Below are 26,829 nucleotides of genomic sequence, written 5' to 3' on the forward strand. Positions count from 1 at the left end.
GTCAGGTCTGCGTCGTCAACAGCAGGGCCAGGTAGGCCAGGTAGGCGGTGACCATCGCGGCTCCTTCCCCGCGGTGGATCCGTCGTCCCGAGATGAAGATCGGGATGCACACCAGAGCCGCGGCCGCCATGATCGGAATGTCGACCCGTACCAGGCTCTGCGACACCGGCAATCCGTGTGCGGGCACCAGGCACGTGACGCCGAGGATCAGCACGATGTTGTAGATGCTGCTGCCGAGCAGGTTGCCGATCGCGACGTCGCGCTCACCGCGCACGGTCGACACGACGGTGGTGACCAGTTCGGGGGCCGATGTGCCGATGGCGACGACGGTCAGGCCGATGAGGGCGTCGGACACGCCGAATCCACGGGCCATCCCGACGGCTCCCGTGACCAGCCACTCGGCCCCGATGATGATGACGACGATGCCGCCCAACATCATCGCGGTGTCGTAGGCGGCACGTCGCCGCGACGGTGCGGCCCTCGGGCTGTCCGGGTACGCATGTGCGTACTCGGCGACGACGTCTCGGCTTTCGCGCCGCGAGGCTCGGATCAGCGCCGCGGTGTACACGGCCGCGCAGCACACCAGGATCGCGCCGTCGATGCGGGACAGCACGCCGTTGGCCGCCAGCAGCCACAGCAGCACGGCCGCACCGGCCATCACCGGCAGATCGAACCGAAGCGTGCGGGCCTCGATCGCCAGGGGCCGCAGCAGTGCGCTCAGGCCGAGGATGAACAGGATGTTGACGACGTTGGTGCCTGCGATGTTTCCGACCGCGAGCTCGCCGCTGCCCTCGGTGGCCGCGGTGATACCGATCGCGAGTTCGGGCAGGCTGGTGCCGATCGACACGACCGTCAACCCGATCAAGATCGGACTGATCCCGAGCCGGGCCGCGACGTTGGTGCTGCCGCGGACCATCGCTTCCGCCCCGACGGTCAGGGCGATGAGGCCGACCACGAACCACGCGGCGTCTCCGGCCATGCGTGGACTAGCGCGCCAGCGCTTCGAGCAGTAGCGCTTCCGCTGTCGCGGCCTTCCGGAGCACCCCCAGGTGCAGGCTCTCGTTGATGCTGTGCGCCTGCGTGGCGGGGTCTTCGACGCCGGTGACGAGGATCGTCGCGTTCGGGAAGGTGGCGGCGAACTCGGCGATGAACGGGATCGAGCCGCCCATGCCCATGTCGATGGGATCGGTGCCCCAGGCTTGCCGGAACGCCGCGCGTGCGGCGTCGTAAACGTCTCCGGTGGAGTCGATCTGGTAGGGCTGGCCGATGTCGCCCGGTGTCACCGTGACCTGTGCGCCCCACGAGACGTGCTTCTCGAGGTGGCGCGTCAACGCGTCGAGGTGCGCCCGGGCGTCGCCACCCGGTGCGACACGCATGCTGATCTTGGCTCTGGCCCGCGGAATCAGGGTGTTGGACGACTTGTCGATGGGCGTGGTGTCGATGCCGATGACGGTGATGGCGGGCTTGGCCCACATGCGTTGTACCACTGAGCCGGAACCGATTTCGGACACGCCCGGCAACAGACCGGACTCTTCACGCACCCAGTCGGGTCCGCGGTCCACGTCGGCCGCCGTGGCCTCGTGCAAGCCGGCGACCGCGACGTTGCCGTCGTCGTCGTGAAGGCTGGCGAGAACGCGCACCAGCACACTCAGGGCGTCGGGCACCACGCCGCCCCACAGCCCCGAATGCAGACCGTGATCAAGCGTGGCCACCTCGACCACGCAGTCGGCCAGACCGCGCAGGGATACGGTCAGCGCGGGCTGTTCGGTGCTCCAGTTGTCGGAATCGGCGATGACGATGACGTCGGCGGCCAGCGCGTCTTTGTGCGCGGCCAGCAGCGCGCCCAGTGACGGGGAACCGGACTCCTCCTCACCTTCGACGAACACCGTCACGCCCACCGGCGGCTTGCCGTCGAACGCCCGGATCGCCGCCAGATGTGTTGCGATACCGGCCTTGTCGTCGGCGGTACCGCGGCCGTAGAGCCGGCCGTCGCGTTCCGTCGGTTCGAAAGGCGCGGAGTTCCACTGCGCCGGGTCGCCTTCGGGCTGTACGTCGTGATGGGCGTAGAGCAGAACCGTGGGGGCGCCGTCGGGCGCCGGGTGATGCGCGATGACCGCGGGGGCACCGCCTTCGCTGACGATGCGGACCTCGGGAAAGCCCGCATCGGAGAACAGTTTCGCGACCGCCTCGGCACTGCGGGCCACCTCGTCGCGGCGGGCCGGGTCGGCCCATACCGACTGGATGCGGACCAGATCCTCCAGATCGGCCCGCACCGACGGCAACACCTGCTGAACCCGCTGCACGACATCACTCATGGTGACGAGCGTAGTGGGTCGCCCCACCCGCGCGAGCAGACGTCAAAGTCCCCCGGAAGGCGCTTTCCAGGGGACTTTGGCGTCTGCTCGCCGGTTAGGGTTCCTCGATGATCGCGACCGCGGCGGCGGTGTCCGCCTCGTGGGTCAGCGATACGTGGATGGTGACGTCCTCCAGATGCTTGGCGATGTCACCGGACAGCCGCACCTTGGGGCGCCCCCACATGTCGGTGACCACCTCGATGTCGCGGTGGATCCCCTCCGGCAACGCCGGGCGCTTGGAGAACCGTGAACTCGACCAGGCCTTGATCACGGCTTCCTTGGCCGCCCACCGAGCCGCCAGGTGCCGGGCCGCCGACGAACTCTTGTCCGCGGCGTCCCGGCGCTCACCTGGCGTGAACGTCTCGGCGAAAACCGTGCCCGGCCGATCAACCTGCTCGGCGAAATCCGGTATGGAAACCAGATCGATGCCTACTCCGACTATCGCCACGCAGCGACCTTAGCGGACGTAAAGGTCGTCATCGCCGAGTCGGGCATCTGCGTCGAGCAACATGGCCGCTTCCTGGCGCTTCTCCGGCACGTCGTGGTCGAACCGGCGGTCGGCAGGCTTCTCGTACATCGGGCGTCCACCTGCGATGGCCGAGGCCAACCGCCGCTGACCGGCCAGCGTGCGCTGCTCGGCCCGCTTGCGGTAGCTCTCCCGCTCAGCGGGATCCAGCGCCGCCATGAAGGCCTCCGGGTGCACCAGCGCGACCAGACCCGACACGTGGCCGAACCCGAGGCTGGTGATCAGACCGGCCTTGAGCGGGAACTTGCCGCGCAGGTCGAGGGCCTCGCGCACCCACACGAAGTGGCCGGAGCCGGCCAGCTCGTCGTCGACGCAGTCCAGGCTGCGGTTCGGCGGAATGATGCCGTCGCGCAGGATCTGGCACAGACCCATCATCTGGAACACCGCCGCGCCGCCCTTGGCGTGCCCGGTCAGCGTCTTCTGGCTGACGATGAACAGCGGGTTGCCCGCCGAGCGTCCCATCGAGTCGGCGAGCCGCTCGTGCAGCTCGGTCTCGTTGGGATCGTTGGCCAGGGTCGAGGTGTCGTGCTTGGAGATCACCGCGATGTCGTCGGCACCGACCCCCAGCTTGGCCAGCGAACGGGCCAGCTGCGAATCCTTGCCGCCACGCCCGGCGCCGAGGGCACCCAGGCCCGGAGCCGGGATCGAGGTGTGCACGCCGTCGGCGAAGCTCTGCGCGTAGCCGACGACCGCCAGCACCGGCAGGCCCATCTTCGCGGCGAGGTCGCCGCGGGCCAGCAGGATCGTGCCACCGCCCTGGGCTTCCAGGAAGCCGAGGCGACGACGGTCGTTGGCGCGCGAGAACTTCGAGTCGCTGATGCCCTTGGCCCGCATCATCTCGGTGTCGGCGGTGGCCGCCATGTCACCGAAGCCGATGATGGCTTCCAGGGTCAGGTCGTCGAAGCCGCCCGCGACCACGAGGTCGGCCTTGCCGAGGCGGATCTTGTCCACACCCTCCTCGACCGAGACGGCCGCGGTTGCGCACGCACCGACCGGATGGACCATCGCGCCGTAGCCACCGACGTAGCTCTGCATGACGTGTGCCGCAACGACGTTGGGCAGCACCTCCTGCAGGATGTCGTTCGGCTTGGCGCGGCCCAGCAGGTTGCCGTGGTACATGGTCTGCATCGAGGTCATGCCGCCCATGCCGGTACCCTGCGTGGAGGCCACCAGGCTCGGGTGCACCCAGCGCATCAGCTCGGTCGGGGTGAAGCCCGACGACAGGAACGCGTCGACGGTCGCCACGATGTTCCACAGCGCCACCCGGTCGATGGAATTGGCCATGTCCGGGGTGATGCCCCACACCGTCGGGTCGAACCCGGTGGGGATCTGTGCGCCGACGGTCCGCGACAGCTTGGTCTTGCGCGGGACACGGATCTCGGTGCCCGCCTTGCGGATCACCTGCCAGTCGCTGGAGTCCGGCACCGGCCGGGCCACCGTGTGCTCGGGATCGAACGACACGAACGCCCGGGCGTCGGCCTCGCTGGAGACCACGAAGCTGAAGTCCTTGTCCAGGAACACACTGACCAGCAGCGGCGAGGCGTGATCGGGGTCGATCGCACCGTCGTCCACGAATTCGCGGATGCCGCAACGCTCCACCACGGCGTCGTGGTAGCGCTCCACGATCTCCGATTCGGGAACCAGCTCACCGGTCGACGTGTCGTACCAGCCGGCCTTGGGATCGTCCTCCCACTTGACCAGACCGGTGGTCCACGCCAACTCCAGGACGCCGGCCGCCGACAGTTCGCCGGAGACCTCCATCTCGAAGCGCGTGCGCGACGAACCGTACGGTCCGAGTTCGGCACCACCCACGATCACCACCAGGTCGGCCGGGTCGACATCGAGGTCGTCCCATTCCGGCGCCGGGGCCGGGTCGTACCCGCGCGGCGGGGACGGCAGGGCCGCAATGGTGCCATGAGCATCGCCGTCGTCGTCTGAATCTGAGGCAGCAGAGGACATCTCCTCGCGGGCCTTGGCGGCCAGCTCAGCCATGTCGATCTTGATGTCGCCGAGCCCGCCGGTCAGATCAGCCTTGATGGGCGCGCTCGCCGCGGCCACCTTGGACTCCACCGTGCACAGATCCAGCAGCATCGCCGCCATCTCGTCGGTGGTGTAGGTGGTCACGCCGGCCTCTTCGACCGCGCTGACGATGGCGTCGTTGTGGCCCATCAGGCCCGTGCCCTTGGTCCACCCGATGAGCGCATGCGCCAACGTGACCCGCTCGGCCCACGACGACTCCGCGCTCCACCGGTTCACCAACGCGTCGAGCGCCGACTTGGACTCGCCGTAGGCGCCGTCACCGCCGAACATGCCCCGGTTGGGCGAGCCCGGCAGCACGACGTGCAGGCGCGAGGCGATGTCGCGCTCGGCACCGATGGTCGACAGCCCGCCGATGAGCCGCTGCACGGCCCACAGCAGCACCTTCATCTCCATCTCGGAGCGCGAGCCCGCCTCCGACAGATCCCCGGCCACGCGCGGCGCGGCGAACGGGAACAGCAGCGTCGGGGTCTGCGCATCCTTGAGGTGAATCGACTGCGGCCCAAGGCTTTCGGTCTGCTCGCTACCGACCCACTCCGCGAGCTTGTCGATGTCGGAGTAGGACGCCATGTTGGCCGGAACCACCCACAGGGTGGCGCCGTAGCGGGCGTTGTCGCGGTAGAGCTGCTTGTAGAAGGCGAGCCTGGCATCGTCGAGGCGCGAGGTGGTGGCGATCACGCTCGCACCACCGGCGAGCAGCTGCCCGACCACGGCCGAGGCGATCGAACCCTTCGAAGCACCGGTCACCACGGCGATCTCATCGCTGTAGCGGCCCTTGCCCGGGTTCTCTGCGCCCGCCGCGATGCGGCCGAACAACGACGCGTGCACGTTGCGGCCCGCGGCCAGGGCCTTGCCCTGCCACCAATTCGCCTGGGTGGCAACGACATGGCCGGCACCTTCGAAGCTCTCGGACAGCCGTGGCCAATCCGCGTCGATCTCACCTTCGTCGGCCAGCCACAGCTTGACCAGATCTTCGCGGGCGCTGGCCCACCGGTCGTCGAACAGCACAGCCTTGCGGCTGTCGAACGACGGCGCAACGAGTCGCGGCCAGTCCGAACCGAGTTCGGCCGTCACCAGGTCGATCAGTTCGGCGTCGGTCGCGGCCTCGGGAGTGGTGACCGGGGTGTCCAGGCCGAGCTGCCCCAGGATCGTACGGGCCGCGTTGGCCAGCACACCGTCGCGACCGGTGACCGTCTCGGCGAACTCGCCGAGCGCGGCCGAGTCGACCACACCGCCACCGGCACCGCCGGCCGACGGCAGCGACACCGCGATGCCGCGGCGGGCCGCGACCGCGGCCACGGCCGCGTCGATGACCTTGTCGACCGTGGCGGCATCGGCCAGCGCACCTTCGTGCAGGCCACCCAGATCGCCACCGCGAACGCTGCTGCCCTCACGAGTGCCGAGCGCGACCTCGACGGTCACGTGCTTGGCCCAGCCCGGACCCAGCTCCCACGTCTTGGCGACGCGCTCGGCGATGTACGCCGGCCGCTTGCCCGACGGGCCGAGCACCGTGCGCAGCTGATCGTTGATGGCGTCGGAGAGCACCGGGCCGAACGGCTTGTAGGTCCGGGCGAGCTTGCTCACCTGTCCCTTGAGCGCGTTCAGGTCCGCTTCGGCGGCACCGTCGATGGCACCGAGGTTCAGCTCCGAGCCGAGGTCGACCAACAGCTGGTTACGCCGTGACGACGCACCGTCGGTGATGGACTCGATGGAGTCCAGGCCTTCGATCTGGTCGATGCGCATCTTGGCCGACAGCGCGATGAGACCCACCGTGGCGTCGGCGGCGTCGAACGTGAGGTCGTCCGGACGCGGTCCGCCCGAAGGCGCGGCGGGGGCCGCCGCGGGGGCCGGAGCCGCAGCTGCGGGCGCAGCGTCGGCAGCGGGGGCCGCCGGAGCCTCGTCCACCTCGGGCTCGGGTTCCGGATCGGTGTCCGTCGCGAACAGGACGGCGGCGTCGCGCTCGGAGTTGAGCACCTCGACAGTGCTGTGCGAGTACTCGGGCAGCTTGAGCGTGTTGGTCGCAAGGCCGGCCACCGTGGGCGCCGACTTCACGCCGATCTCGACGAAGCGCTCGACGCCGAGACCGCCTGCGGCCTCTTCGATGAAGAGCAGATCCTGCGTCTCGATCCAGCGCACCGGGCTGGCGAACTGCCAGGCCAGCAGCTCGATGACGATCTTGCGGCACAACTCCTTCGGCTTCTCGTTACGCCAGGTGTCGTAGTCGGCGAGGATCTCGTCGAGCGGCTCGGCCGGCACCAGATCCCGGATCTCCTGGATGAAATCCTTGTCCAGCGTGAACGGCCGGGGCACCAGGTTCGGGATGTACTTGCCGATGATCAGCTCGGGATCCTTGTCCCGCGGCATGACCCGCTCGAGGCTGCGCCGGAAGTCGGCGACACCGACCCGCAGCACCGACGAGTGGAACGGCACGTCGATACCGGGAACCAGGATGAACGACCGCTTGCCCCCGGTGATCTCGCGACGACGCTCGATCTCCTCCTCCAGCGCCTCCAGACCGCGGACGGTGCCTGCGATCGCGTACTGCGAACCACGCAGGTTGAAGTTCACGATCTCTAAGAATTCACCGGTGCGCTCGGAGATCTCGGCGACGAAGCTCTTGACGTCGGCGTCGTCGAGGTCGATCTGGCTCGGCCGGATCGCGGCCAGCCGGTAGTTGGACCGGCCGAGCTCGTCGCGCGGCACGATGTCGTGCATCTTGCCGCCACGAGCGAACACGACCTCCAGCAGCGCCTCCAGCTCGTACACGCCCGACACGCAGGCCAGGGCGGTGTATTCACCGACAGAGTGACCGCAGGCGATCGCACCTTCGACGAAGGCACCCTGCTCGCGCATCTCGGCGACCTGGGCCGCGGCCACGGTGGCCATGGCGACCTGCGTGAACTGCGTCAGGTACAGCACGCCTTCGGGGTGCTGGTAATGCACACCCGACGCGATCAGGCTGGTGGGGTTATCCCGCACGACGTGCAGCACCGAGAAGCCCAGCGTCTCGCGCGTGAACTTGTCGGCCGAGTCCCACACCTTGCGGGCGGCCTTCGACCGGGCCCGGACCTCCATGCCCATGCCCTTGTGCTGGATGCCCTGGCCGGGGAAGGCGTACACGGTCTTCGGTGCGGCCAGGCGGGCCGTCGCCGACATCACGAGTTCGCCGTTGACCTTGGCCGAGACCTCGAGAACCTCTGCGCCGACGTCGATTCCGACCCGGTCGACACGGAAGTCGATGTCGTCACCGGGCAGCACCATGCCGAGGAAGCGGGCGGTCCAGCCGATCAGCTTGGCCGGCGGAACCGGCTTGCCGTCGGTCGCCGTGACGACGTGCTGCGCCGCGGCAGACAGCCACATGCCGTGCACGATCGGCGACTGCAGACCGGCGAGCAGTGCGGCGGCGCGGTCGGTGTGGATCGGGTTGTGGTCACCCGACACCACGGCGAACGGCCGCATGTCGACGGGCGCGCCGATCGCGATGTCGCGACGACGACGCCGCGGGGTGTCGGTGGCGTTGTCCGAGATGGCCCCGCCCGCGCGCTGCGGGTCGGTCAGCTCGGCTGCGCCCGTGCGGCCACGGATCGCGAACCGCTCCTCCAGCTTGGCCAGCTCGGTGCCGTCGGCGGACTTCACGACCACCGAGACCGGGACAACACGCCCGACCTCGGTGTCGATCGCCGCGGAAGCCGTTGCGGTGACGGACAGTTCGGCGTGCTCGGTGGGCAGCGGCGCCAGCAGCTGAGCCGCGTGGTCCAGGTGCACCAGGCTCAGCAGACCTTCGACGACCGGGAAGCCGTCCTCGGTCGCTGCCGACCCGATCGCGGCGAACACCGCGGGCCAGCAGCGGCCCACGAGCGCGTCGGGAACCACGGTCAGCGTCGGGGCCAGCGGGGCACCGAACGTGGCGGTCACGCCGGTGTGGTCGGCGACCTGCTCTGGATCCCACGCCACGGTGACCTCAGCGGTCCCGTCGACGACGGGCGGCAGGGCGTCCGGACCGTCCACTCCCGCAGCGATGGCGAGCACTGAGCGCATGGCGGTCGAGGCGTCCTGCACCGAGACGATCGGCGCGCCGCCGCTGCGGACGGCGTCGGTGAGGCTGAACGGAATCTCGATCCAGGTGCCCGACAGCGGCACCGAGAGCACCACGCGGTTCTCGTCGGCGACCTCGAGCCGAGCTCCCGTGGAAGCGTTCGTCGCGGAACGGTTTTCGTTCACCTGCCAGTCGGCAGGCGGTGCGATGCGGTGCACCGGGTTGATCGCGATGCGGCCCGCCCACAGCACGTCGGGCGCGTCGAGCAGCACGGCCAGCGGGCCGCTCACGTCGGTACGGCCCTGGCGACGCGAAATCACCTGCCGGGCTTCACCATTGGTGGCGAGCACCTCGTCGACCGCGGCCTGCTCGAAGCGGTCCAGCAGCTCGCCGACGGGCTCGTCGACGCGCGTGATGCCCGCGACGGCGGCGGTGCCGGGGATGATGCAGACCTGATCGGCGTCGTAGCGGGCGTCGTGGGCCTGCCACAGCGAGTCGCTGCGCCACCAGCGGCGCACGTCCTTGTCGATCACCGGCACGAAGTTGACCGGCTTGCCCAGCGTCTTGCACAGCTCCGTGAAGAACGGCACATCGGCCGGGTGCAACTGCACCGACGCGGCATCCGGGTAGGCCCCGACCAGCGCGGCCAGCGCGGCCTTGGGATCCTCCAGCAGTTGCTCGTCGTCGAACAGCGTCTCGATCGGACCGAAATCCTGCGCGTGCAAACGGGCTTCGGCACGCTTGAGCATGTGCTCGAAGCGATCACGCCAGGTGATGTCGAGCCACGGCGAGTGGTCGCGCTTGGTGTCGGCGGTGCTGTTGCCGTCGCCGATCGCCAGCTCGACGTAGCGGCGCAGCCACTGCAGGTAGGTCATCTCGGCGACGTCACCGAAGTACGGCTTGGCGGTGTTGGCCATCGCGGCGATGATCTCGTCGCGGCGCGCGGCCACCGCGTCGGCGTCACCGGCGACCTCGTCGAGCAGCCGGCCGCAGCGCGACGCGGTGTTGTCGATCTCGTGGATGTCGGCGCCGAGCTGGCTGCGCCCGGAGGCCATGCCGCCCTGGGCTTTTCCGGCACCCACCCACTGATCGGTGCCCTGGGTCTCCACCAGCATCTGCTTGACCTGCGGGCTGGTGGTCGCCTCCAGCGTCGCCATGGCGGCGGTGCCGACCAGGATGCCGTCGATCGGCATGAGCGGGTAGCCGTGGGTTTCCGACCAGCGTCCGGACAGGTACTCCGCGGCCCGCTCGGGCGTGCCGATGCCACCGCCGACGCAGATGGTGATGTTGGACCGGCCGCGCAGCTCCGAGTAGGTGGTCAGCAGCAGGTCGTCGAGATCCTCCCACGAGTGGTGGCCACCGGCGCGGCCGCCCTCGATGTGCACGATCACGGGCTTGGTGGGCACCTCGGCCGCGATGCGGATGACCGAGCGGATCTGCTCGACGGTGCCCGGCTTGAACACCACGTGGCTGATGCCGATCTCGTTGAGCTCGTCGATGAGGTCGACGGCTTCCTCGAGATCCGGGATGCCCGCGCTGACCACGACACCGTCGATCGGGGCGCCGGACTGGCGCGCCTTCTGCACGAGGCGCTTGCCGCCGACCTGAAGTTTCCACAGGTACGGATCGAGGAACAGGGTGTTGAACTGGATGGCGCGGCCGGGCTCCAGCAGTGTGGTCAGCTCGGCGATGCGGTCGTCGAAGATCGCTTCGGTGACCTGCCCGCCGCCGGCGAGCTCGGCCCAGTGGCCTGCGTTGGCGGCGGCCGCGACGATCTTGGCGTCGACCGTCGTGGGGGTCATGCCGGCGAGCAGGATCGGGGACCGGCCGGTGAGGCGGGTGAACTTGGTCGACAGCTTCACCGAGCCGTCGGGCAGCGTAACGACCTGAGGGGCGTAGCTGGACCACGGCTTGGCCACCTCGGGCACCGCTCCAATGGTGAACAGGTTGCGCTGACCGCCGCGCGTGGCCGCGGGCACGATGCCGATGCCGAGGCCCCGGATCACGGGAGCGGTGAGGCGGGTGAGGATGTCGCCGGGGCCGAGGTCGAGGATCCAGCGGGCGCCCGCGTCGTGGACCTCGGTGATCTCGTCGACCCAGTCGACCTGGTCGACGAGGATGGCCGCGGTCATCTCCCGGGCGAGCTTGCCGTCGATGCCGACGGCCTCGGCCCACCGGCCGACGATCTCGATACCGTCGGACAGCCGCGGGGTGTGGAAGCCGACCTCGACCTGGACCGGGTCGAAGACCGGCGCGAACACCGCGCCACCGCGGACTTTGCTCTTGCGCTCGGCCTCTTCCTTCTCAGCGATCTGCTGGCAGTACAGCTCGAAGCGCGACAGCTGCTCGGGCGTGCCGGTGATGACCACCGAGCGGCGGCCGTTGCGGATGGACAGCACGGGCGGCAGCACGGTCCGGACGTCCTGGGAGAACTCTTCGAGCAGTTCGTAGATGCGCTCGGGTTCGGCGTTGGTGACCGACACCATCGGGGGGCGGTCACCCAGCACGGTGATGCCACGCCGACGGGCCACCAGCGTGCCCGCGGCTCCGATCAGCTGCGCCAGTGCCAGCAGCTCGACGTCCTTGGTGCCCTTGGCGGCCAGCGCCTCGACGGCCAGCACACCCTGGGAGTGCCCGACGACCGACACCGGCGGGGTGGCCACGAGATCCATGCCCTGCCGCGCGAGCGCGCGGATGGCGGCGATCTGGGTGAGGAGCACGCCGGGTACCGACACCGCGGCGGAGGTCAGTTGCTTGGCTGACGGCACGGGCTCTTCTGCGGCCAGCGCGCGGACCCATTGCAGCGGCTCGAAGCCGATCGGGCGGACCACCACGAGTTCGGCGGCCACGGGTTCCAGCAGCAGCTCTGCTTCGCCGGCCAGCGTGGCCAGCTCGGCTTCGATGCCCGCCGAGGAGACGAGCTCTTCGAGAGTCTCCAGCCAGGCGCTGCCCTGACCACCGAAGGCCACGGCGTAGGGTTCACCGGCGCTGAGCCGGTCGACGAGGGCGTGAGCGTCAGCAGCCTTCCCGTCGGATGCAGGTTCGTTGTTCCAACCGGCGGACACTCGGTCGTGTTCGTTGATCGTCACTGGCGCTATCTCCTCGGTGCTGCTCTGGCGTTGTCGCGTATGACTGTCGCGTCTCGGTGTTGGTCTGCGGTGTCGTCGGGCCCGTCAGGTGCGCTCCGCGTGGGAGTCGGGCCGTCGGCGATTCAGCGTCGAATCCGTCGGAATGCCGCGGGCGGCGGTCCGGGGTCTCCGGGCCGACCTGCATGGCACTCCTTGCCCTACTAAGAGTGGCATAAGAGCGAGGGATACTTTTTCGGCCAGATTGGTTACTGACGAGTTCTACGCATGGGTAACCGGCGGTAACGTAACACCCCGCCGAGTGGCGGCCCAAGCTATTCGGGACAAACGTCCTGCTGGCAGGTGGTTACGGTCGAGTAGCTACAACAGCGCTGATCAAAGCAGTATTGTTATCGAATCGTTATCTAAATTTTTCAGCCTGCCGACAGCCCTGAGCGACCCGCTTAGCAGTCGACAATCCGACACGACTTGTCCAGCGAACCGTACCGAGTTCGACAGGAAGTTTGCTGGAAAAGCTTACTAGTCGGTAAGTTTTCAGTCCCACTGACCGAATCTCGGCTTGAGGATGTGGTTGATGTCGACCCCGACACCGCCAACGCTGCGCTCGTCGATCTCCACCTGATGTAGGTGTGCGGCCGGGTGTGCGACCTTTCCCGGCGAGCCCCAGTTGTGCTGCCAGAAGTACGAGCCCAGCCCGTCCTGGACGGCCCATTCGATGGTCTTGGAGTTGGCGTACACGCCGACACGTTGGTGCCCGAGCACCGATTCCCAGCCCCGCAGATACGGCGCGACCTGCTGTTTGTACTGCTCGAACGTCGGATCGTCATCGATCGAGGCATAGATCGGCGCCCCGTTGGAACCACCGGCGGCGAGGTGCAGTTGCCAACCACGCTTGGCGTGCTGAATCCCCGCGTTCTGGCCACCGAGCCAGTCGGCGGTGTCCTGCTTGCCGTACTGGTAGCAGGACACGAGCTTGAGCCCGTTCTGGTAGAAGTCACGCGCCTCGGGAAGCTCGATCGGCTTGCCCAACATCCAGGCCCCGCCGGGTCGCCGGTCCGATACGTAGCGGATGGCGCCGATAGCTCCGGACGTCCGGATGTCACTGGCCCTGATCACACCGGCGGCGTAATCGAGCAGCACGCCGAGCGGTGCGGCCGACGCGGGAGCCGCCGACACCGCCGCCCCGAACCCCAACAGCGCAGGCGCGGCGGCTGCGTATTTGAGCACTTCGCGCCGGGACATCGACACGACCTCAGATTACGACAACTACCTCATCATTCCCGGCTATGCCACTGGCAACACAGACATCACTACTCACACGGCCGCGGGATCGGTGGCACGACACGGCCGATGACACGAAATCCTCAATGACTCTGCGGGCACACGGAGGTATTCATACGATGAACCATGCCTTCGGGGATGGTCAGTACGCCGCCCGACATGCCCGCCGTCTCCCCCGGCGCCCAACCCCAGATCGAACTGGTGGGTGTCCGAAAGGTGTTCGGCGACTCTCATCACGCGGTCGTCGCCGTCGATCACGCGGATCTGTCGGTGGCCGACGGCGAACTGTTCGCGATCCTCGGCCCGTCCGGATCCGGAAAGACCACCGTGTTGCGCATGATCGCGGGATTCGACATGCCCACGGCCGGGACGATTCGGCTCGGCGGGGACGACGTGACGACGACGCCCGCGAGGCATCGGGATGTCAACACAGTGTTCCAGGAGTACGCGCTGTTCCCGCACATGACGGTTGCGCAGAACGTCGAGTACGGGCTGCGGGTGCGCGGCGTGCCCAAGGCCGAACGACGCAGGCGCACGACCGACGCGCTCGACATGGTGCGCCTGACCGACCAGGCGGCGCGCCGCCCCGCACAGCTGTCCGGTGGCCAGCGCCAACGCGTCGCTCTCGCACGTGCCCTCGTCGGCCGGCCACGGGTGTTGTTGCTCGACGAGCCGCTCGGCGCCCTCGACCTCAAACTGCGCGAACAGATGCAGATCGAACTCAAGGCGATCCAGCGCGAGGTCGGCATCACGTTCGTGATCGTGACCCACGACCAGGACGAGGCCCTGACCCTGTGCGACCGGATGGCGGTGTTCAACGCCGGGCGCATCGAGCAGGTAGGCGCCGCGCGCGACGTTTACGAGCGCCCCGCCAATCGGTTCGTCGCGGACTTCGTCGGCACCTCCAACGTGCTCGACGGGGTCGATGCCGAACGCGTCTTCGGTCAGTCCGGCGTCCTCGCGGTGCGTCCCGAGCGGATCGCCGTGTCGGCCGATGAGGCGGCCGCTGTGCCCGGCCATCGGGCAGTCGCCGCCACGGTCACCGAGATCATCTACGCCGGGCCGCTCACCCGCGTCGCGGCACAGACCGCCACCGGGATCCCGCTGACCGCGAGCGTCCTCACCGCGAGCGCGGGGCTCTCCACCGACCTGGCCCACGGTGATCCGATCACCATGTCCTGGCCCGAATCCGCCGTGCACCGCCTCGACGGCTGACCACCGAACCACCGCAGACGCACCGAGGGAAGGACACGACGATGAAAAACCCTGCTCTCCGTACCGCTTTCACAATCGCGGCCTGCGTAACCCTGCTCGCAGGGTGTAGTGGCGCGCAAGAACAGGGCGGTGCCGGTTCTTCTCCCCCGAAGCTCGAACCGCTCAGTGCCGTCGGTGACGGCGAGGGCCAGCTCAACCTGATCGCCTGGGCGGGCTATGCCGAGGACGGTTCCAACAGCAAGGACGTCGACTGGGTGACCCCGTTCGAACAGCAGACGGGCTGCCAGGTCAACGTCAAGATCGGCAACACCTCCGATGAGATGGTGCAGCTCATGCGCAGCGGCCAGTACGACGGCGTATCGGCCTCGGGCGACGCGACGCTGCGGCTCGTCTACGCCGGGGACGTCGCGCCGGTGAACACGTCGCTGGTGCCCAACTACGACACCATCTCGTCGTTCCTCAAAGACCAGCCGTGGAACTCCGTCGACGGCCAGATGTACGGCATTCCGCACGGTTGGGGCGCGAACCTGTTGATGTACAACGTCAACGTCGTGCGCGACGCTCCGAGTTCGTGGGCCGCGGTGTTCGACGACGCGGCCAAATACAAGGGCAAGGTCACCGCCTACGACTCGCCGATCTACATCGCCGACGCGGCGCTGTACCTGTCCAAGACCCAACCGGATCTCGGCATCACCGATCCGTACTCACTGACCACCGAACAACTCGACGCCGCAACGGAACTGCTCAAGAAGCAACGGGAGAACATCGGCGAGTACTGGTCCGATTACACCAAGGAGGTGCAGGCGTTCGAGTCGGGCACATCGGTGATCGGCACGAGCTGGCAGGTGATCGCCAACACGATCGGTGCCGACAACAAGGTGCAGGTGAACACCGTGGTGCCCAAGGAAGGGTCCACCGGATGGTCGGACACCTGGATGGTGTCGTCGAAGGCCGCGCACCCGAACTGCATGTACAAATGGATGAACTGGATCACCTCGCCCGAGATCAACGCCAAGGTGGCCGAGTACTTCGGCGAGGCGCCGGCCCAGACGAAGGCCTGTGAGCACACCACAGAGAAAGACTTCTGCGACATCTACCGGGCGACCGACGCCGACTTCGCCGAACAGATCCATTATTGGACCACTCCTCAGACCAAGTGCGTCGACGGCAGCGGCGACGACTGCACGGCCTACAGCGAGTGGGTCGACAAGTGGCAGCAGATCAAGGGCTGACAGAGCGGGTGCGGTTGGCGTTGCTGCTGACGCCGCCGCTGGCCTGGCTCGGGGTCGCCTACCTGGGATCGATTGCCGTCCTTCTGGTCTCGTCGCTGTGGAGCACCAACGAGTTCACGGGAGCGGTGGTCAGGACGGTCACCACCGACAATTTCGCGCGCGTGCTGACCGAGGAGTTGTTCCGCACTGCGACCCTGCGCACGGTCGGTGTCGCACTGACCGTCACGGCTGTGTGCGCGGTGCTCGCCGTCCCGATCGCGCTCTACATGGCCAAGGTCGCCGGGCCGCGCCTGCGGCTCGCGCTCGTGGTGGCGGTGACGACTCCGCTGTGGGCCAGCTATCTGGTCAAGGCGTACGCCTGGCGGATGCTGCTGTCACCCGAGGGGCCGCTGTCCTGGGCGACCGGCTACACGCCGGGCTACGGCCTGCTCGCCACCGTCGTCACACTCACCTACCTGTGGCTGCCCTACATGGTGATACCGGTGTACGCGGCCTTCGAGCGCATACCCGACACGCTTGTCGACGCGAGCTCGGATCTCGGCGCATCGGATCTGACCACGCTGCGGACGATCCTGGCGCCCTTGGTGTTTCCCGGCATCGCCGCGGGATCGATCTTCACCTTCTCGCTGTCGCTCGGCGACTACATCGCCGTGACGATCGTCGGCGGCAAGACACAGATGCTGGGCAACATCATCTACGGCCAGTTGGTCACGGCCAACAATCAGCCACTGGCCGCCGCGCTGTCGCTCATCCCGCTGGTAGCGATCATCGGGTACCTGTTCGCCGTGCGCCGCACCGGAGCCCTGGAGAGTCTGTAGATGTTCTCGCGCAACGGTCGCCGGGCACTGCGGATCTGGACCGCGGTGGTGCTGGTGTTTCTCTACATCCCGCTGCTGCTGGTGCTGCTCAACGCGTTCAACGCATCCCGGACGTTCGCCTTCCCACCCACCGGATTCACCCTGGCGTGGTGGGCCGACGCCGCACACAGCGCCGGCATGTGGCAGGCCCTGGTCAATTCGGTGGTGGTGGGCCTCGCCGCCACCGCGATCGCATTGGTGCTCGGCACCATGATCGCGTTCGCGGTCGGGCGCTACCGGTTCTTCGGCCGTTCCGCGGTCAGTTTTCTCGTGGTGCTCCCGATCACGTTGCCCGGCATAGTCACCGGTATCGCGCTCAACGCCACCTTCACCTCGGTGCTCGCGATGACCCTGGGCCTGGCCACCGTGGTGATCGGTCACGCCACGTTCTGCATCGTGATCGTGTTCAACAACATCCAGGCGAGACTTCGGCAGATGGGGACGAGCCTGCAGGACGCGTCGGCCGACCTGGGTGCGTCACCGTGGCAGACCTTCCGATTCGTCACGTTCCCGATGATGCGGGGCGCGCTGCTCGCCGGAGCCATTCTGGCGTTCGCGCTGTCGTTCGACGAGATCGTCGTCACCACCTTCACCGCGGGTCCGACCGTGCAGACCTTGCCGATCTGGGTGTTCGCCAATCTGTTTCGGCCCAACCAGGCACCGGTGATCAATGTCGTGGCGGCCGCGCTCACGGTGCTCGCGATCATTCCGGTGTGGCTCGCCGGACGGTTCGGCGGCGACCCCGCGACCGCGCGGGTATGACGGCCGTCAGCCCGTGACGGACTGTTCGTGCAGAGCCCGCTGCAGGCTGCCGGCAAACCGCCGCGACACCACGGTCTGTGCGAGTTCGCGGCAGTCACGCGCCGGCTGGGTCGCGAGGTATTCGGTGAGCGCCGCGACGGTCACGTCGGCCAGGCGGTCGACGGCGGCGTCGGTCGACTGCGCGAGCCGGGCGATGACACGCACGCACAGCCGCTGATCGGATGCTTTCGCCACCACCCGGGCCAGCGCAGGATCGGTGAGTACGACGGCACCGTCGACCACATCGGCCAGCCCGAGGTCGACGAGGGCGCGCGCATCGTCGTCGGCCGGGTCGATGTCGAGGCGACGGTCGGCACGGCCGAGCGCCAGGCGCCGGATGCCGAGCACGTCGGCCAAATCCTGGCCGGCCCGCAAGCTCCCGAAGAACTCGGCGATGTGCGCCGAACTGAACCCTTTGCCGAGTAGCTGGCTGATGGTCTGCAACTGCGCGAGGTGGGCATCGCCGTAGTACGCCGAGCGGCCTGCCCGGCGCGGCGGATCGAGCAGCCCACGCTCGCGGTAGGCGCGGATGTTGCGGGCGCTGACCCCAGACATCCGAGCCAGATCATCCAGTCGGTACTCAGCCAATCCGACTCCCCCTGCGTCGGCTTGAACAGCGGTTCATGGCAACACCCTACCCCGGGCACAGATTTGCGAGCGAATTTTTCACCACTGTGATCAATCATTCGCCGCGCGCCATATTACGGTCATTATCTGCACATTTGTAGATTAACCCGCTCGTTAAACAACATGCTAACGCAATCACAGCCAACTCATAGAAGCCTGCGGTGAGTGAATTCACCCTGCATGAATTGGCCCACCGCCCCCAGGGTGCGCGACCATGTAGCAGGACATTAAGACAAAACCACTCGACGAAAGGCTCCGCGTGCGTCCCTGGATCGTCTGGGCCACCGGACTCCTCGCCTATATCGTTGCCGTCCTCGACCGCACCACCTTGGGCGTGTCCGGGCTTCAGGCCGCCGACAGGTTTGCCGCCAATCCGAGTGTGCTGTCGAGTTTCGTTGTCCTCCAGGTGATCGTCTATGCGGGCGCACAGGTGCCCGCCGGCCTGCTGCTGGACCGCTTCGGTTCCCGGCGGCTGATCGTCTCCGGGGCCGCCCTCATGGCGACGGGCCAACTCGTCCTCGCGCTCAGCGAATCGCTGCCCGCCGCGATCGCGGCCCGCGCCATCGTCGGGTTGGGCGACGCGCTGACCTTCATCTCGGTGCTGCGGCTCGTTCCGTACTGGTTCACCCCGGAGCGCGTGCCGCTGGTGACACAGCTGACCGGCATCTGCGGCCAACTGGGGCAGGTGCTCTCGGCGGTGCCGTTCCTGGCGATCCTGACCGGCGCGGGGTGGACCTCGGCCTACGTGTCAGTGGCCGCGTTCGGAGTCGTCGCGATGGCGCTCGTGGTCGCGCTGGTCCGTAACACCCCGAACGGACCGGTCGTGCAGACCGAAACCACCTCGATCCGCGACACGCTGGCGAGCGTCAAGACCGTATGGCTGCGGCCCGGCACCCGGCTGGGCTTCTTCACCCACATGGGAACCCAGTTCTCGGTGACCGCATTCACGCTGATGTGGGGCGTGCCCTACCTCACCGTTGCGCAGGGCGTGTCCACCACGATGGCGGGCTCGCTGCTGACGATCTCGGTCGCGGCGGCCATCACCGCCGGAATCGTGATCGGCATCCTCACCGGACGCCATCCGCACCGGCGGTCGCACCTGGTTCTCGCGATCATCGCGAGCAACGCCCTGATCTGGACCGTGGTGCTGGCCCTGCCGAGCCGGGCGCCACTGTGGCTGCTGGTCGTCCTGATCGTGGTGATCTCGATCGGCGGCCCCGGTTCGATGGTCGGGTTCGACTTCGCCCGCACCTTCAACCCGAGCACCACGCTCGGCACGGCCCAGGGCATGGTGAACATGGGCGGATTCGTGGCGGCACTACTGGTCATGCAGACCATGGGTGTGATCCTGTCGCACGCCGGCGACTACTCGTTCGAGTCCTTCCGACTCGCCTGGACCGTGCAGTACGCCGTGTGGATCCTGGCCACCGCCGGCATTCTCATCACCCGCAGCAAGGCCCGGAGACTCATGCGGGCCGAGCAGGAACGCATGCTGCTGGAAGGCTTCGAGGCTCACCCCTCGCGGTGACCGGCCAACCGCTTCGCGACGATCGCGGCGGCGTGCCGGTGCCCTATCGCCTCGAATCCGACCACCACGACCACGGGTGCGGCGGTCACGACCAACAGACACAACGGCATCGAGATTCCGGACGCCGCCATCGCCACGGCGCCGATCAACACCGCCGCGGCCAGCACCACCAGCACGGTGTGAAAGACGTCGACGTCGCCGACCAGCAGCGAGTAGATGACGAACATCGACACGAGATACGTGGCGACCGGGATCGCGACCGCGAGCACGGTGGCGACCGAGCCCAGGTGGGATTCCTCCTCGATGTAGTACGCGGCCACGTGCAGTCCGGCTCCGGTCGCCACGATCGAGGCGAACACCAGCATGTGCAGATACCCGTACCTGAACGACAGCCTGCGATGAGCGTGCAACAGATCGGCCGCGGGGACCAGGAAGTACACCCACCACATGCCGAAGGTCAGTCCGGTGCCTGCGACCACCAACAGGATCGCGTCCGTCGTCCAGCCGTGCTCGCCGACCGCCGCGGTCAGCGATGCCACGGTGCCGACCACGCCCTCACCGAGCGCGATGATCGCGAGCAGCCCGTAGCGTTCGGCGATGTGGTGGGCATGCCACGGCGTGCCGCCCATGCGGCGTTCCGCCAGGTACGGGCCGCTCATCTCGACGATCACCAACACCACCGCGGTGACGAAGAAGACCACGACCGAGGTGTGCGCGAAAATCTGGACGATCCAGCCGATCTGGGCCACGGTCACCGCTGCCGCGTACGTCAGACACGCGGTTCGATGTTCGGGATCCTGACGCGCGGCACGTAACCACTGGCCCACCAACGCGATTCGCATGACGACGTAGCCGGCGACGAGCACCGTGTTGTCGACATGGCCACCGTGCTCGACTGATGCGAACATCTGCGGCAGGCCCAGCGCCAGAATGATCACACCGACCATCTGCAGCATGGTCATGGCGCGGAACACCCAGTCGTCGGTGTCGAATGCCGACGCGAACCAGGTGAAGTTCATCCACGCCCACCAGATCGCGAACGCCGCGAAGCCGAAGCCGACCAGTCCTGCGCCGACATGATCCTCGGCCATGAGGTGCGCAAGTTGCGATGCCGCGACACCGAACGCGATCACGAACGTCAGGTCGAACAGCAGCTCCAGTGGGCTCGCCACCCGGTGCTGTTCATGTGGATCGCGCCCGGCCATGCGGCGCAACCGGTGAGTCTGTACTGGAGAGTCCGGTTTGCCCTCGTTCACCTGATCCGCCCCTTCGATGCCGTGCCCGCCGATCGACCGGTCTATTTCACCTCATCGGTGGCAAACTCACACCGCGGGCACGCGGGTCGCGCGTACGGAACCGGATCCTGCGGTGACTCAGACGGGGTCGAACGATGAAATCAGCCAGTGTCCATCGTCTTTGGTCATCCCGACCTTGACGCTGCTGACGGCGAAGGATCCGTCGGGCATTTCCTGGCTGGTGGTGTTCTGGTTGATGAACAGCAGCACCACTGCGGAATCGGGCCGCAGTTCGGCGACCGCGCCCTGGACCACTTTGGCCGTCGTCTTGACCTTCTTCTGCTGCGCGGCCGGGGTGACCACCTTGGTGGTGAAGTCGGTGTAATAGGACAGGAAGTCACCGGTCAGGTGCGCCTTGGCGTTGGAGAAGTCGCGGTCGAGGGTGTCGGGGGCATAGGACAGCAACGCGACGGTACCGTCGGTCGCCGCTTGGACGGCGGCCTGCGCCGCGGCGTCGTCCGTCTGCTTGTCCACCCGGAATTGCGTGAAGTAGAGAACCGCGGCCAGCGCCGCGGACGCGGTCAGCGCGGTGCCGAGCAGAATGGGCAGAATCCTGGTCCTGATCGCGCCACCGAGCCCGGCCCGCCGCCCGCGCTCGCCGTCGGGCGTGCGGTCGACGCCGTCGCCGGCTCCGGCAACATCTTCATCCACGGTCATGGCACGAACTCGACTTTCGACAGTTTGATCTGGTCGCCGTCTCTGGCGACTGTCACGCTGAGCCGCCAGTTCCGCGGATCCTGTTTGGCCCCTGCGGCATTGGTGACGTGCGACGTCGCCGCGACCAGGACCACCGCCGAGTCGTCGGACATCGAACTGACCGCGGCGGCGTTCACGGTGACGTCGGTACTCACCTTCGAGCTCTCGGCGACCTTGGCGAAGTCTTCGGCGGTCGCTTCGAAATCGGTCTTGAACTGACCGGTCGAGCTGTCGATTATGCGTTGGACGTCTTCCTTGGCGTGGTTGAAGTCGAGCGACATCAGCGTGACCACACCCTGGCGGGCTGCCGCAGCGAACTCGGCGGCCCGACGCTGCTCCGCTTGCGCGTCGCGGTGATGCCAGATCATGTACCCGGCGGCCGCGAGCAACGCCACGGTGAGCATGACGGCGACGCCGGCAGCGACGACTTTCCACCAGTTGCCACTCGGCAGGTTCAGCCGACGACGCGGTTCGGCAACGGTGGCCTCGTCGCCGGCGGGCTCGTCCGGCACGACCTGCGCGGCGTCGTCGGCGGCGGCGTCCGCGCCATGGTCGGTGTCGTCCACAGCCTCGGGAGGGGCGTCTGCGGCGACGGTCCCGGCCCTGGCCTTCTCCTCTGCCTGCCGGCGAAGGCGGAGGGCCCGCGCCCGTGCCCGCGCTGCCGCGGCGACCGCCTCGGCCTCCAGGGCCTCGGCCTCGGCCTGCTCGGCAAGAGCCAGCGCATCGCTGGACGACATGTCGTCGCCGCCGTCATCTCCCGAATCGAGAACCGACGACGAAGGCTTGCGGGACGGCATGTCGACCTCCTGTCCGTTCAGCAGCCTGCCAAATGAGAATCACGTTATCATTTTTTGCTAGTGTGCCGACCATACATCACTCAGGAACGCGACAAAATGCGGTATCAACTGCGGAAATGGTGTTTACATGCTGTGCGGATGCTCAGCGTGGATTGGAGGACGCCCGCGTCACCAGCCGGTCCTTCAACACCTTTCCCGTGGCGTTGAGCGGCAAGTCGTCCAGGAACTCGACGTACCGCGGAACCTTGTAGCCGGCCATTCGCTCACGGCTCCAGGCAATCACATCGTCCGCAGTAATTCCATCGCTCGCGGCAGACGATACGCCGGCGAAGGCCGGGTGCTTCACGACGTACGCCTTGCCCACCTGCCCCAGACGTTCGTCCGGCACGCCGATTACGGCCACCTGCGCGACGGCGGGATGTTCGAGGAGGAACCCTTCGATCTCGGCAGGGTAGGCGTTGAACCCGCCGACGATGAACATGTCCTTCTTGCGCCCCACGATCTTGAGCCGCCCCGACGCGGTGAACTCTCCGAGATCACCGGTGTGCAGCCAGCCGTCGGCATCGATGGCCTCGGCGGTCGCCACCGGGTCGTCGAGGTAGCCCCGCATCACGCTGTAGCCACGGACCACCACCTCGCCGTCGTCGGTGACGCGTACCTCGACGTCCGTGCACGGCAGCCCCGCCGTCGTGGCCACATCGTCGAACGAGTCGCCGGGCCGCGACAGCGTCACGTTGCCCGCTTCGGTGAGGCCGTATCCCGTCATCAGGGTCCGGAACGGAAGCTCGTCGTGGATCCGGCGCACCAACTCCACCGGGATGTCGGCCGCACCGGTGACCCCGGCCCGCAACGTCGCGAGCCTGGCCTTGTCGCGCACGGCGAGCAGCGAGTGGTACAGCGTCGGCGGCCCTGGCAGCATCGTAATGCGCTCGCGGTCAACGAGATCCACGATCCTGTCGATGTCGAAGACCGCGACCGGCAGCATCGTCGCGCCGCGCAAGAACGACGCCACCAGGCCTGCCTTCAAACCGAAGGTGTGAAAGTACGGGTTGATCATGAGGTAGCGGTCGCCGCGACGCAGGTCCGCGAGCGTCGCCCATTCGTCGTACATTCGCAACGTCTGGGAGTGACACATCATCGCGCCCTTGGGACGGCCCGTGGTGCCCGAGGTGTAGATGACGTCGGACACGTCGTCGCCGTCTACCGCACACTCGAACGGCGTGCCGCTGCTCAGGAAGTCCGATCGCAGATCGATGACCGGCACCCGGGGTAACGCGAAATCCTGTCCCAGGAAACCCTTTTGGACCATGACCGCCTTGGCGCCGCTGCGTGACACCACATCGGCGGCCTCGTCGGCCTTGAATCGCGTGTTGACGGGGACCAGCACCCCGCCGGCGGTCATGATGCCGAACGCCGCGACGATCCACGCGGCGGAGTTGGGCGCCCAGACCGCGACCCGATCCCCCTTGCCGATGCCGAGCTCTGCGAACGCTCCCGCCGCGCGCCGGATCCGGTCGCCCACTTCGGTGAAGGACAAGCGCAACGGACCGCCGGCCTCGGCCGGATTGTCGCCGTAGTCGACGACCGCTTCCGCGTCGCCGAACCGGTCCGCTGCGCTCAAGACCATCTCGGGGATGGTCCGCCAGGACGCCACCCTCAGGTGGTCACGAGCCGACCGAGGTTGCCGCCCATGATCTTTGCCTGATCCTCCACCGAGAGATGCTCGAGCGCGGTCACGTAGTGCGTCGGCTCGGCCAGGCCCTCCGGGTGCGGCCAGTCGGAGCCGTACAGCACCTGGTCGACTCCGATCAGGTTGATCAGGTCGTCGATGCCCTCTTCATAGAACGGGCTGACGTAGATGCGGTTCTTGATCTCCTCGATCGGGTTGCCCAGGAATGCCTCCGGCGCCTTCTTGTAGACCTCGGCCATCGAGTCCAGCAGCGGGAACATCCATTTCGACCCGGCCTCGACGATGCCGACCTTGAGCTTCGGGTGCCGGAACAGCGCGCCGTGGATCACCCATGACGCCACCGCATCCTGAATCGGCCGCCACTCGTTGAGGATCGACATGGCGTTGGTCTGGAACGGCAGCATCTCCTGCACCGTGCCGTCCCATTCCGAGGTGTACCGCGAGTAGCCACTGTCCGAGGAGTGCATGCCGATGAACACGTCGTACTCGACGCAGCGCTCCCAGAAGGGATCGAACTCGGGCAGCGCGAACGACCGCGGGCCCCGGAAGCCCGGCACCGGCGCGGGGCGGATCAGGATGGCGCGGGCGCCGCGCTTGACGGCCCACTCCAGCTCTTCGATGGCCTTCTCGACGATCGGCAGGGTGATGACCGGGGTGACGAAGATGCGGTTCTGGTAGTTGAAGCCCCAGACTTCGTCGAGCCACTGGTTGAGCGAGTGGATGATGACGTGGATGGCGACCGGATTGTCGCGCAGCCGCTCCTCGATGAGGCTGGCCAGCGTCGGGAACATCAGGGAGCGGTCGACGCCGAGTTCGTTCATCAGCTCCAGGCGCGGCGCAGGCTCGAAGAACGCCGGGATGGACCGCATGGGCTCACCGAACAACTCGCGCTTGCTCTTGCCGTCCGGGTTGCCGAACTTGAAGTACTCCTCCCACGCGCCCGGCTTGGCGACATGCGAGAAGGTCGGGTTGGGGATGTAGTTGCTGATGTGGCCGTCGATCGCGATCTTGGTCCGGCCGTTGACCTCGACGTACTGGACGATGTCCTTGTACTCCTTGGGGAGGTACTTGGTCATCGCCTCCGGCGGCTCGTACAGGTGGTTGTCCGCGTCGAACAGCGGAAACGGAATGTCGACCCGGTGCGACAGTTGCCCCATTGAAATGCTCCTTTTCAGTTCACGAGAATCATATTCTCAGTTTGCGGATGCCGCAATGCTCATCGGTGGCCCCGTCCGCGATCGCCCTGCGGATCGCGAACTTCTGCACCTTGCCGCTCGCGGTTCGTGGGTAGTCCTCGCCATCCGGAACCGCATGCAGCTCTTCGGGCCACTTCTGCCGGGCCACCCCGGCCCGTTCGAAGTGCTGCCGCACGTGCTCGAGCGTCGGCATCGGGTGGCCCGCCCGGATCCGCAGCACCGCCGCGACACGTTCGCCCAACCGGGCGTCCGGCGCCGCAACCACGGCAGCCTCGGCGATCTCGGGCATGGCCAGCAGCACCTCTTCGACCTCAAGGGCGCTGATGTTCTCGCCGCCGCGGATGATCAGGTCTGCGGTGCGGTCGGTGATCGTGAGATAGCCATCGTCGTCGAGCACCCCGATATCGCCTGTGCGATACCAACCTTCGTCGTCGAAACACGCCGCGGTCAGAGCCTCGTCGGTGTAGCCCAGACACAGATCGGGCCCACGGCTGTAGATCTCGCCGTCGGGTCCGAGGCGGATCTCCACGCCGGGCCGTACGTTGCCGTCGGTGAACAGCCGCTTCTCCTCGGGCGCGGACGCCCCGGACCCGGTGATCGACGGATGTTCGGTGCTGCCGTAGGCACGGAACACGAAGATGCCCAGGTCGGCAAGCCTGCGGGTGACGGCCGCAGGCACCGTCGAACCACCAAGGCCCACGGTGGTGAACCGGGCCAGATGGTTGTCGTCGAACCGCGGATGATCCATGAGGCTCGTGACGAAATACGGTGGGCCACCGCCGATCGACAGCCCGTCGCGCTCGATGAGTTCGAGCACCCTGCCGGGATCCCACACATCGCACAGGTCGATCGGCGCCCCCTCGAGCACCGGGATGAGGAACGCGCCGAGCATGCCGATGAAATGCCCGACGGGCGTCGCGGTGAGTTGACGACCGCGCTCCGGCGGATAGTTCTCCAACAGCTGCCGGGTTTCGAAGCCCAGCGTCTGGTGACTGTGGATGACACCTTTGGGTGCCCGGGTGGTGCCCGACGTGAAGGCGATCAGGGCCGGAGCGGCCGGGTCGGCGGCGACGGCGCCTGCCATCGGTTGCGCGGCCAGGAGCTCGTCGAAGCTCGGCTCCCCCACCAGACCGACTATCGGCACGTCCGCGCACAGGTCGGCCTGGAACGACATCCGGCCGAACCCCGCCGTGGTGAGAAAAACCTTGGGTTGGGCAGTGGCCAGGATGTGGGCGAGCTCCTTGCGGCCGTAGAAATGCACGATCGGCACAGTGACCGCGCCGAGAAATGCTGACGCCCAGAACGCGGCGGCCGCTTCCATCCAGTTCGGCAACTGCAGTGCCACGACGTCACCCGGGCCCACGCCGCGCTGCCGCAGCCCTGCTGCCAGCCGCCGCGCGACGAGTTCGACGTCGGCGAAGGTGCCGGCGAACGGCCGCACCTCCGAGTGCACCCAGAACCCGGTGTCGGGCGCAGCCGCCAGGCCGTCGGCCAGCATCTGGCCGATGGTTTCCGGTCGCCACCATCCTTCTTCGACGTACCGTTTGGTCAGCTCAACGGGGATGTTGCGCACGT

17 protein-coding genes are annotated in these 26,829 nt (G+C 67.5%); 5 read left to right on the forward strand and 12 right to left on the reverse strand.

All coding sequences use genetic code 11. The annotated features are described in order from the left end of the window. Position 1: 1 nt before the first annotated feature. The 5 genes from G6N67_RS00110 to G6N67_RS00130 form a co-directional block, all read right to left on the reverse strand. Positions 2-979 (reverse strand): calcium/sodium antiporter, encoded by a 978-nt coding sequence (locus tag G6N67_RS00110; RefSeq protein WP_036436318.1) that lies wholly within the window; start codon positions 977-979, stop codon positions 2-4. A gap of 7 nt (positions 980-986) precedes the next feature. Continuing rightward, positions 987-2,315, reverse strand: coding sequence for a dipeptidase (locus G6N67_RS00115; protein WP_036436315.1), 1,329 nt, complete (start codon positions 2,313-2,315; stop codon positions 987-989). Positions 2,316-2,409: 94 nt separating this feature from the next. Further along, positions 2,410-2,802 carry a holo-ACP synthase AcpS gene (gene acpS, locus G6N67_RS00120; RefSeq protein ID WP_036436313.1) on the reverse strand — a complete coding sequence of 131 codons (393 nt, stop codon included), beginning with the start codon at positions 2,800-2,802 and terminating at the stop codon, positions 2,410-2,412. A gap of 9 nt (positions 2,803-2,811) precedes the next feature. After that, entirely contained in the window at positions 2,812-12,042 is a 9,231-nt protein-coding gene (locus G6N67_RS00125; RefSeq protein ID WP_036436311.1) for a type I polyketide synthase, read from the reverse strand. 531 nt (positions 12,043-12,573) lie between these two features. Further along, positions 12,574-13,287, reverse strand: coding sequence for a DUF1906 domain-containing protein (locus G6N67_RS00130; RefSeq protein ID WP_179976791.1), 714 nt, complete (start codon positions 13,285-13,287; stop codon positions 12,574-12,576). Positions 13,288-13,446: 159 nt separating this feature from the next. Between G6N67_RS00130 and G6N67_RS00135 the strand changes: the two genes are divergently transcribed. Genes G6N67_RS00135 through G6N67_RS00150 form a run of 4 tightly spaced genes read left to right on the forward strand, consistent with a single transcriptional unit; the run spans position 13,447 to position 17,386 of the window. Next, the gene (locus G6N67_RS00135; protein ID WP_036436310.1) at positions 13,447-14,535 is read left to right on the forward strand and encodes an ABC transporter ATP-binding protein; all 1,089 of its coding nucleotides are present in this window, start codon (positions 13,447-13,449) and stop codon (positions 14,533-14,535) included. 41 nt (positions 14,536-14,576) lie between these two features. Then, positions 14,577-15,767, forward strand: a complete 1,191-nt coding sequence (locus tag G6N67_RS00140) for an ABC transporter substrate-binding protein (RefSeq protein WP_036436308.1) — start codon at positions 14,577-14,579, stop codon at positions 15,765-15,767. After that, on the forward strand, positions 15,746-16,585 hold the full coding sequence (locus tag G6N67_RS00145; RefSeq protein ID WP_036436305.1) for an ABC transporter permease: 840 nt from the start codon (positions 15,746-15,748) through the stop codon (positions 16,583-16,585). The genes G6N67_RS00140 and G6N67_RS00145 overlap by 22 nt, the downstream gene beginning before the upstream one ends. Continuing rightward, the gene (locus G6N67_RS00150) at positions 16,586-17,386 is read left to right on the forward strand and encodes an ABC transporter permease (RefSeq protein ID WP_036436301.1); all 801 of its coding nucleotides are present in this window, start codon (positions 16,586-16,588) and stop codon (positions 17,384-17,386) included. It begins immediately after the preceding gene. A 6-nt stretch (positions 17,387-17,392) separates the two neighbouring features. On the opposite strand, the gene G6N67_RS00155 is transcribed toward G6N67_RS00150, so the two are convergent. Then, positions 17,393-18,013: a MerR family transcriptional regulator gene (locus tag G6N67_RS00155; RefSeq protein ID WP_036436299.1), complete on the reverse strand. Its 621-nt coding sequence runs from the start codon at positions 18,011-18,013 to the stop codon at positions 17,393-17,395. Positions 18,014-18,311: 298 nt separating this feature from the next. Between G6N67_RS00155 and G6N67_RS00160 the strand changes: the two genes are divergently transcribed. Further along, positions 18,312-19,580 carry an MFS transporter gene (locus G6N67_RS00160; RefSeq protein ID WP_036436296.1) on the forward strand — a complete coding sequence of 423 codons (1,269 nt, stop codon included), beginning with the start codon at positions 18,312-18,314 and terminating at the stop codon, positions 19,578-19,580. Here G6N67_RS00160 and G6N67_RS00165 read toward each other — a convergent pair. The 6 genes from G6N67_RS00165 to G6N67_RS00190 all read right to left on the reverse strand — a co-directional run bounded on the left by G6N67_RS00165 (position 19,565) and on the right by G6N67_RS00190 (position 26,827). Further along, positions 19,565-20,785, reverse strand: a complete 1,221-nt coding sequence (locus G6N67_RS00165; protein WP_110798556.1) for a low temperature requirement protein A — start codon at positions 20,783-20,785, stop codon at positions 19,565-19,567. The genes G6N67_RS00160 and G6N67_RS00165 overlap by 16 nt on opposite strands. A 168-nt stretch (positions 20,786-20,953) precedes the next feature. Beyond that, positions 20,954-21,532: an Rv1363c family protein gene (locus G6N67_RS00170; protein WP_036436292.1), complete on the reverse strand. Its 579-nt coding sequence runs from the start codon at positions 21,530-21,532 to the stop codon at positions 20,954-20,956. Further along, a complete protein-coding gene (locus G6N67_RS00175; RefSeq protein WP_036436289.1) occupies positions 21,529-22,368 on the reverse strand; it encodes an Rv1363c family protein in 840 nt (279 codons plus the stop codon). The genes G6N67_RS00170 and G6N67_RS00175 overlap by 4 nt, the downstream gene beginning before the upstream one ends. Positions 22,369-22,510: 142 nt before the next feature. Further along, a complete protein-coding gene (locus G6N67_RS00180) occupies positions 22,511-24,022 on the reverse strand; it encodes a FadD3 family acyl-CoA ligase (protein ID WP_081812669.1) in 1,512 nt (503 codons plus the stop codon). Positions 24,023-24,024: 2 nt separating this feature from the next. After that, the gene (locus tag G6N67_RS00185) at positions 24,025-25,215 is read right to left on the reverse strand and encodes an amidohydrolase family protein (protein ID WP_036436287.1); all 1,191 of its coding nucleotides are present in this window, start codon (positions 25,213-25,215) and stop codon (positions 24,025-24,027) included. 28 nt (positions 25,216-25,243) lie between these two features. After that, positions 25,244-26,827 carry an AMP-binding protein gene (locus tag G6N67_RS00190; RefSeq protein WP_051579089.1) on the reverse strand — a complete coding sequence of 528 codons (1,584 nt, stop codon included), beginning with the start codon at positions 26,825-26,827 and terminating at the stop codon, positions 25,244-25,246. Positions 26,828-26,829: the final 2 nt, after the last annotated feature.

It is taken from the genome of Mycolicibacterium mageritense (assembly GCF_010727475.1).
In the GTDB taxonomy this organism is placed as follows: Bacteria; Actinomycetota; Actinomycetes; order Mycobacteriales; family Mycobacteriaceae; genus Mycobacterium; species Mycobacterium mageritense.